Consider the following 7840-nt stretch of genomic DNA (forward strand, 5'->3'; position numbering starts at 1 on the left):
ATCTGTCGTATTGTCATATGCATAATCTTGGGTTAATGTAATACTATCTTCGCTATCCTCAATGTCCTCTTGAAGTGATGAAAAGTTTCCAGAAGCGGAAACTGCACTGATAGATATGAATAGTATCAACATTATTAAAACAATTTTTAATTTTTTCAATAAATTCATCCCCCATATTTAATTATTATATACTTTAGTTTGATTAATTATATATTTATTCAAAAAATAAATTAGGATATGGTTAATCCTCTTTTGCAGAGATGTTAATTTTATTTGAGATTACTGCTTCACCATATTGGGAAGTGATAATTAATAGAACTAAAGTATCAATATTAATTTTTTCAACAAAACATCCCACACTTTGTTATTTTAGGATTTAAGATTAATTTGTTAAATTATTATTTAAAAAAAAGAAGAAATGAAAAGGTAATTAATCAATTCTTACCCATTCATTGTTACCCATATGTTTGTAATGGTGTCCATCAGGAGCTAAATCAACTTCACCAGGATAATAGGTTTTTTCAGTTTGTGCACTGTAGAATGCACCATTATTTGAGTTTCCACCAGTATTAGTGCCGGTTGTATTGGAAGTAGCATTGGAAGTTCTGTTGCTTGAAGTATCAATAGATATCGGTTCAGTAGATCCTGCTTCCACTTTTAATGTATGGGTAACTGAACAATTTTTAAATTTATCATTACCCTTAAAGATAACATTAACTGTATATTGACCTTCTGAAACATTATCAAGCTCCAAATCAGCTACACCAAAATTATTTGTCGTCACTGATTTGTTAACAACAACATTTGAATTACTGTCACGAACTACAAATGAAACACTCTGATTAGCTATAGGATTATGGTTTGAATTCGCTAAAAAGACCTGGAATGTACTACCTACGTGAAGTGTTCCATTGGTTACAACTTCTATTTTAGATTCTTGTTTTGAAGGATTCAAAAATACTGCACCTACAACAAGAATTGCTAAAACGGCAATCAATATTATCAATATTCTCTTATCCATAATATCACCTAACAATATTATTACTAAATAATTATTAAATAGTTATCCACAATATTGATATGAATTTGATAAAAGATAATGATTTGAACCTATTGTAGGACAAAACCTCCGTTAGGTGAAATTACTTGTCCGGTTAAATATCCAGCACCTAAAATATATTCGAGTGCACCGGCAATTTCTTCCACATCACCAATCTTACCAAGAGGGATTGTAGCTGCAAGAGCATTTAACTCATCCTGATTTACTCCTCTGAGCATGTCAGTCATAATCATACCGGGAGCGATTGCATTAACACGTACTTGTCTTGGTGCAAATTCCAAAGCAAGAGCACGGCATAAACCGATTACACCAGTTTTTGCAGCACAGTAATCAGCCTGGTTAATAACACCTGTCAAACCTCCGACAGAAGCAGTACATACAATGGAAGTGTCACGGTCAACCATGTATGGCAAGCACAAGTGGCACATGTGCATCATACTTACAAGGTTTGTGTTGATAACTCTTTCATAATCTTCAGGCTGTAAGTCTATGAAGTTACAGTTGTTTGTAATACCTGCATTATTTACTAAAGCATCAATTTCTTCACCAAATGATTCAACTGTTGCATTGACTAATTTTTCACAGTCTTCAAATATACTTACGTCTGCTTGTACAGCAATAGCTTCTACACCATATTCAGATTTGATTTCTTCAACTAAATCTTCAGTTAATTTTTTGGATGAATCACTTCTGTAGTTAATAGCTACATTGTATCCGAGTTCACCTAATTTTAAAGCCATTGCTTTACCGATTCCTCTGGAACCACCAGTAATTATTGCATTTTTTGCCATATTTATCACCTTCTATGGTAATGAATATGTTACAATATAGCATATAAATTTTTTGTTAAACCTAAAAAAAGTATGAATTTTTTTAATGAAAACAATGATATACAAGAAAAAAAACTAATTACTTAATAAGAGGTGAAAACTATGATAACCTGTTCTGTTTGTGGAGGATTAAATGATCCAAATAATGCAGTTTGTGAACACTGCGGTTCCGATTTAATCGATGAAAGTGAAGCAATGAACCTATATTACGATGATGATAACAACAATAATTCAATATTTGATGATTCATACGATGACAATTCTGATGACTCATACATCGACGATGACGATGATTACGAAGATTATTAATATATAATTTCAAGAAATTGAATTTAAATAGAACATCACATCACCATTTCATGTCCTAAACAGTTAAAATATAGAATTACATTCATTTTTTAATATTATTTTCAAAAATATTTATATACTAAAAAATATATAACAATTGTTATCAAAAATATGGGAAGATAATATATGTGCGAAATATTCTGTTTTAATTCAAATAATCCAAAAGAAGTAAATGAATGTTTGGAATGTTTTTATAGGCATTCAGATGAACACCCTCACGGATGGGGTCTAGCCAATATGCAAAAAGATGAATCAATGATTGATAAAGAACCTGTAAAAGCATCATGTAGCCAACATTTAAAAAATATATTATCTAATCCAGTTGTTGGAAAAAACGTATTCGCCCATATAAGACTAGCTACTGTAGGCGAGATTATATCTCCAAATTGCCATCCATTTATCGAAGCAGATGACAATAACCGATCCTGGATGCTGATTCACAATGGAACAGTATTTGACTATCCCGAACTTGACAAATACAAAGATAGGGAAAATGGAGATACGGACTCTGAAAGAATACTTTTATACATAATTGATAAGATTAATGAATTTGAAGCAAAAAAAGGGTCAGTTTCAACAATTAAAGAGCGCTTTTACATACTTGAAGAAATAATCAGAGATTTATCTAAAGATAACAAGCTTAATTTAATGATTTATGACGGGGATTTAACCTATATCCACTCCAATATGAAGGATTCCCTGTACTATCTTAAAAACGAAGAAGGATTTTTAGTTGCATCCACACCGTTAACTAACGATGAAGGATGGAAACCGGTAGAGTTAAACAAGCTATTCGGATTGATAGATGGAAATATCATCTTTGAAAGCGAAGAGCATGAAAACGAATTTTTCCTAACAGAAGAACATGAAAAAACAATGGAAGACTTTTTAAAAAGCATAACCGGTGAATTCCATGATTAATGAAAAGCAAATTAAGGATAAATTATACGAGGAGTTTATCCGTCCAACAGATAAAGAAAAAAATTTTATCGGTGTTGAAATCGAAATTCCTATCGTTAATCTTGACAAAAAGGCAGTCGACTTTAATGTAGTTCATGAAGTCACATACAAATTCAAAAAGGAATTCGGAGATTTTAAAAATGACGGAATAGACTATGACGGAAATGTGTATTCCATTAAAAATGATAAAAACGATGATATAGTCTGTTACGACTGCTCCTATAATAACATTGAATTTGCAATGGGTCGTGAAAAGGATTTGTTTTCAATCAATGACCGCTTTAACGAGTATTATACATTCACAAAAGAATGTTTTGAAGAGCATAACCATACATTAACCGGAATGGGAATTAATCCATACAGAAAATACAACAATCACATTCCGATTGCGTCAGAGAGATATCTAATGCTTTATCATCATTTGCAGTCAACAGAGGCATATGAAAATATCCAGTTTCATGACTATCCTGAATACGGAATGTTTTCATCAGCATCACAGGTTCAGCTGGATGTTTCAAAAGAAAAGCTGGTACAGACAATCAATGTGTTTTCAAAAATCGAACCTGTTAAAGCATTGCTGTTTTCAAATTCCGTTCTGATTGATGATAATGATAAATTCATCTGCTTCAGGGATGTTTTATGGGAGTATTCAACTCATGGTGTTAATCCCCACAATATCGGAATGTATGATGTGGAGCTAAAAGACATTAATGACCTTCAGGCATATTTGGAATCCTTAAATATGTACTGTGTTATGCGTGACGGATCATATATTAATTTTCCGTCAATGAATTTGCTGGACTACTTCAGACAAGAAACGATAATCGGAGAAAAATACTGCAATGGAAAATACAAAAAGGTCACTATAAAACCTGAACTTGATGATATCAATTATTTAAGACCGTTTAAATTTATTAATCTGACATTTAGGGGAACTGTTGAGTTTAGAAGCGTATGCACACAACCAATTAACGAATCAATGTCAGTTGCAGCATTTCATCTCGGGCTTAAAGATAAACTTGACGAACTAGATGAAATAATCACCAACGATACTTCACTTTATCATAAGGGTTATACTGCCGGAGAGTTGAGAAAGCTCTTAATCCAATCCGAAATCCCTCCAGTAATCGATAAAAATGAAGTATGCAGGTTATCCAAAAGTATTGTTGATTTGGCATCAGAAGGACTTAAGGAAAGAGGATTAGGAGAAGAAATATTTTTAAATCCTTTATATGAACGCATTAAAAAACAGACTAACCCTGCAAGAGAAATGATTAAATTATTGAATAATAAAAATAATATTGAAGAAATAATTGAAAACTATGGTAATATTTAAGGGGAAAATTATGAAATTGTCAACCATATCTAAATTATCACCTAGCGAAATACTTGAAGGGTCATTCGGAATCGAATGGGAAAGTCTCAGAGCCAAAGGCGATGGTGAGCTGTCACTAACACCTCATCCAGAAATTTTTGGAGATAAATTTACAAATCCTTTAATTACAACAGACTTTTCAGAAAGTCAAATTGAAATAATAACCCCTACATTCAACACCATTGACGAAGCCTTTGACACATTCTCAATATTAGCCGATTTAGTCAATTCTTCACTTCCTGAAGACGAATACCTGTGGTTTCAGTCAATACCATGTATTTTACCATACTGGGATCAGATTCCAATAGCCCAATATCCTGAAGAGGGAAAATCCTCCCAGAAATACCGTGAAGATTTAGCCAAAAAATACGGTGTTAAAAAGCAGATGATTTCAGGAGTTCATTTTAACTTTTCATTTTCAGAAAACTTCCTGAAAAAAATATATGAATTTATAGATACGGATGTAAGTTTTAAAGAGTTTAGAAATCAGGTTTATTTAAGAATAGCTCGAAATTATTTAAGACACTGCTGGCTAATAATCTATTTAACTGGCTGTTCAATAGGTTCTCATAAGACATTTTCCAACGACTGCATTCACCTGATGGATGCAAAGGACGATTACGGCAGCTATTATTCAACAAAAGGTCCCTCTTTTAGAAATGCGTCATGCGGATATAAAAATTTAAAAGATTTATACCCTTCTTATAATAGTGTTGAAGAATTTACAAGAGATGTCCGTACTTTTATAGATAATGGGGATTTATCCGAAGCAAAAGAGCTATACACCCAGATTAGACTAAAACCAAAAGATCCTCAAGACCTTCTGAATTCACTTGAAAAAGATGGAATTGAATATATTGAAATTAGAACACTTGATATTAATCCATTCTATCAGTGCGGACTTGTACGACATGACATGACATTCCTGCATCTGTTTTTAATATATTCATTAATTAAAGATGAAACTGATTATGCTGACTGGCAAAAAGAAGCTAAAATCAATGAAGAAAACACAGCAGAATTAGCATATACAGAGTCAATGAGACTGATTAGAGACGGCCAAGAGGTTACCCTTAAGGAATGGGCATCAGAAATAATTAATGAAATGTATGGAATGTGTGAAGTATTGGGATTTGATGAATTTAATACATTGAAATTAATGCATGACAGAGTATCAAATCCTGATTTAACATACGGAAAAAGATTATTGAAACTGATTAAAGAAAACGGATATATTAACACGCATATTGCCTTATCCAAAAACAACAAACAAACCAGCATCAATACCCTGAAAAATGTTGATTTCAACAAATGTGAGAAATACCAGAAATATGTTAACATTGCTTTAGCCAAAAAATAAAATGTGATAGTATGGAACTTTTAAGAGAATGTGATGTAATTCAATGGAAAGATGGAGAACATGAAATAATCAAAGAAAAAACAGTAACCGATGAATACACTTATCTTTTTATCGATTATCTGCCCCCACGTAAATTCACAACATATCCAACAGATTTAAAAGATTTTGCAATTGGATACTGTCTTGGAGAAGGATTGATTAAAGATTATTCAGACATTAGTTCAATTGAACTGGACGGAACCAATATTTTAATTACAACAAAGTTAAATCATGACCCGGAAGAAGACCTGGAACAGGAGGGCATTGTTCAGGAAAGAAAGGGCAACTGCGAACATGCATGCGTTTGCAGACTGCTTGAATATCAGGGAGTTAACTCAGACAATGCCGGCGGAATAAGATCCGAGTTAAAAACTATTGAGCCTAATACATCCGATTTAAAAATCGATGCTACCCAAATAATTAAAGATATAAAGCATTTAACTGATGAAGCTAAAATCTGGCAAAAAACCGCCGGAGTTCATGTGGCCCAACTCAAATACAAGGACAAAATCATCATAAGGGAAGATGTAAGCAGACATGTTGCAGTTGACAAGATTATAGGAGCCGCTGCAAAAGAAGGATATGATTTCAGCCAATGCTATATTTCATATAGTGGAAGAATGCCTGCTGATATGCTGATTAAGGTAATCCGTGTTGGAATACCAATAATTATTTCAAATGCCGCACCTGCATCATCCGGAATAGACGTTGCAGAAGCAGGAAACATTACGGTAATCGGTTTTGTAAGAGACAATAGATTTACCATCTATACATCTCCAGAAAGAGTCAATTTAAAAAAATAAGAAAATTAAAGTTCATCCAGTGAAAATGAACTTAAATCTAATAAATTAAATGTTAATATTTCAGGAGCCACAGTAACCTTTCCAACTCCAGTTATTATTTTATAAGCTTCAAAAGCTTCAAGACAACCAATCAAATTCGGAGTAGGTCCAATAACAGGAGGAACACCTGAAGTCACATTTTTTAAAGCTTCAATTGTTTCATCATCTAATTCTTTTCCGATTGATGGTAAATTAAACATTTCTTCATAAGTTTTATCGCTGTTCGGTAAAAATACAGAAATCTGACCCATTGTACCATGAATGGCTCCATGAATATATGGAATTCCTATTTCTTTTGCTTTTCTAGATACAATTACTCTCGTTAAAACATTATCCAGCGCATCAATTACAATATCAGAATCCCCAATAACTTTTTCAATATTTGTCTGATCTATATGTTCGTTGAATGTTGTGACTTTAACATAAGGATTAATCAGTCTTACCTTTTCGGCTGCAACATCAGTTTTTACAAGTCCTAAATCAGCGATTGTTGCTAAAGTCTGTCTGTTTAAATTTGATAAATCATAAGCATCCTTATCAACAAGAACAAGTTCGCCAATACCCATTCTTGCAAGCATTTCAATAGTTTCGCCTCCAATACCACCACAGCCAATAACTGTGATTTTAGCATCTTTAAATCTTTCTTGCTCACTTCTTGTAACTATACTCATTTGGCGGGAAGCTATTTCCCAGTATCCATCACCTATATATCTTGTCGGCATCTTTTCACCTAATATAACAATAGTTATTTTTTCTACAAGTTACTATTAGTACCCTAAAATATTTAAATTTTTTTATAAATATTACAATGGAAATCAATGACCAAAATTGTGAAAATTAATTTTAGTATTACTCACTTAAATATTAGGTAACATCATTTATAAAAGAAAAAATATGAAAATAGATTATATAACTTAAAATAGCTAAATAATAACATATAGAAACTTATATTAAAAATAAAGAACTGACAAACCCTGATTTGAGATTCATTGTTTCTTTACAAGATAATCAGTATGTAGAGGCGGC

8 protein-coding genes are annotated in these 7840 nt (G+C 32.4%); 5 read left to right on the forward strand and 3 right to left on the reverse strand.

Annotated features, from left to right (window positions below; genetic code table 11):
• Window positions 1-430: 430 nt before the first annotated feature.
• A complete protein-coding gene (locus ACKI5C_RS00310; protein ID WP_407430880.1) occupies window positions 431-1021 on the reverse strand; it encodes an Ig-like domain-containing protein in 591 nt (196 codons plus the stop codon).
• An 89-nt stretch (window positions 1022-1110) separates the two neighbouring features.
• Window positions 1111-1851: a 3-oxoacyl-ACP reductase family protein gene (locus ACKI5C_RS00315; protein WP_407430882.1), complete on the reverse strand. Its 741-nt coding sequence runs from the start codon at window positions 1849-1851 to the stop codon at window positions 1111-1113.
• 141 nt (window positions 1852-1992) lie between these two features.
• On the opposite strand from ACKI5C_RS00315, the gene ACKI5C_RS00320 reads away from it, so the two are divergent.
• The 5 genes from ACKI5C_RS00320 (at window position 1993) to fdhD (ending at window position 6775) form a co-directional block, all read left to right on the forward strand.
• Window positions 1993-2199 (forward strand): hypothetical protein, encoded by a 207-nt coding sequence (locus ACKI5C_RS00320; RefSeq protein ID WP_407430884.1) that lies wholly within the window; start codon window positions 1993-1995, stop codon window positions 2197-2199.
• Window positions 2200-2364: 165 nt separating this feature from the next.
• The gene (locus ACKI5C_RS00325; RefSeq protein WP_407430886.1) at window positions 2365-3159 is read left to right on the forward strand and encodes a class II glutamine amidotransferase; all 795 of its coding nucleotides are present in this window, start codon (window positions 2365-2367) and stop codon (window positions 3157-3159) included.
• On the forward strand, window positions 3152-4534 hold the full coding sequence (locus ACKI5C_RS00330) for a hypothetical protein (protein WP_407430888.1): 1383 nt from the start codon (window positions 3152-3154) through the stop codon (window positions 4532-4534). Before ACKI5C_RS00325 ends, ACKI5C_RS00330 begins: the two co-directional genes overlap by 8 nt.
• Window positions 4535-4544: 10 nt before the next feature.
• A complete protein-coding gene (locus tag ACKI5C_RS00335; RefSeq protein WP_407430890.1) occupies window positions 4545-5933 on the forward strand; it encodes a glutamate--cysteine ligase in 1389 nt (462 codons plus the stop codon).
• Between the two features lie 11 nt (window positions 5934-5944).
• Window positions 5945-6775, forward strand: a complete 831-nt coding sequence (fdhD, locus tag ACKI5C_RS00340; RefSeq protein WP_407430892.1) for a formate dehydrogenase accessory sulfurtransferase FdhD — start codon at window positions 5945-5947, stop codon at window positions 6773-6775.
• 5 nt (window positions 6776-6780) lie between these two features.
• Here fdhD and ACKI5C_RS00345 read toward each other — a convergent pair whose 3' ends face one another.
• A complete protein-coding gene (locus ACKI5C_RS00345; protein WP_407430894.1) occupies window positions 6781-7536 on the reverse strand; it encodes a HesA/MoeB/ThiF family protein in 756 nt (251 codons plus the stop codon).
• Window positions 7537-7840 lie beyond the last annotated feature (304 nt).

The sequence above is a fragment of the Methanobrevibacter sp. genome (genome assembly GCF_045646045.1).
GTDB lineage: Archaea > Methanobacteriota > Methanobacteria > Methanobacteriales > Methanobacteriaceae > Methanocatella.

Bases quoted from the DNA above. Each gene is read 5' to 3' on its own strand.
- ACKI5C_RS00310 (WP_407430880.1), bottom strand. From the start codon at position 1,021: ATGGATAAGAGAATATTGATAATATTGATTGCCGTTTTAGCAATTCTT.
- ACKI5C_RS00315 (WP_407430882.1), bottom strand. From the start codon at position 1,851: ATGGCAAAAAATGCAATAATTACTGGTGGTTCCAGAGGAATCGGTAAA.
- ACKI5C_RS00320 (WP_407430884.1), top strand. From the start codon at position 1,993: ATGATAACCTGTTCTGTTTGTGGAGGATTAAATGATCCAAATAATGCA.
- ACKI5C_RS00325 (WP_407430886.1), top strand. From the start codon at position 2,365: ATGTGCGAAATATTCTGTTTTAATTCAAATAATCCAAAAGAAGTAAAT.
- ACKI5C_RS00330 (WP_407430888.1), top strand. From the start codon at position 3,152: ATGATTAATGAAAAGCAAATTAAGGATAAATTATACGAGGAGTTTATC.
- ACKI5C_RS00335 (WP_407430890.1), top strand. From the start codon at position 4,545: ATGAAATTGTCAACCATATCTAAATTATCACCTAGCGAAATACTTGAA.
- fdhD (WP_407430892.1), top strand. From the start codon at position 5,945: ATGGAACTTTTAAGAGAATGTGATGTAATTCAATGGAAAGATGGAGAA.
- ACKI5C_RS00345 (WP_407430894.1), bottom strand. From the start codon at position 7,536: ATGCCGACAAGATATATAGGTGATGGATACTGGGAAATAGCTTCCCGC.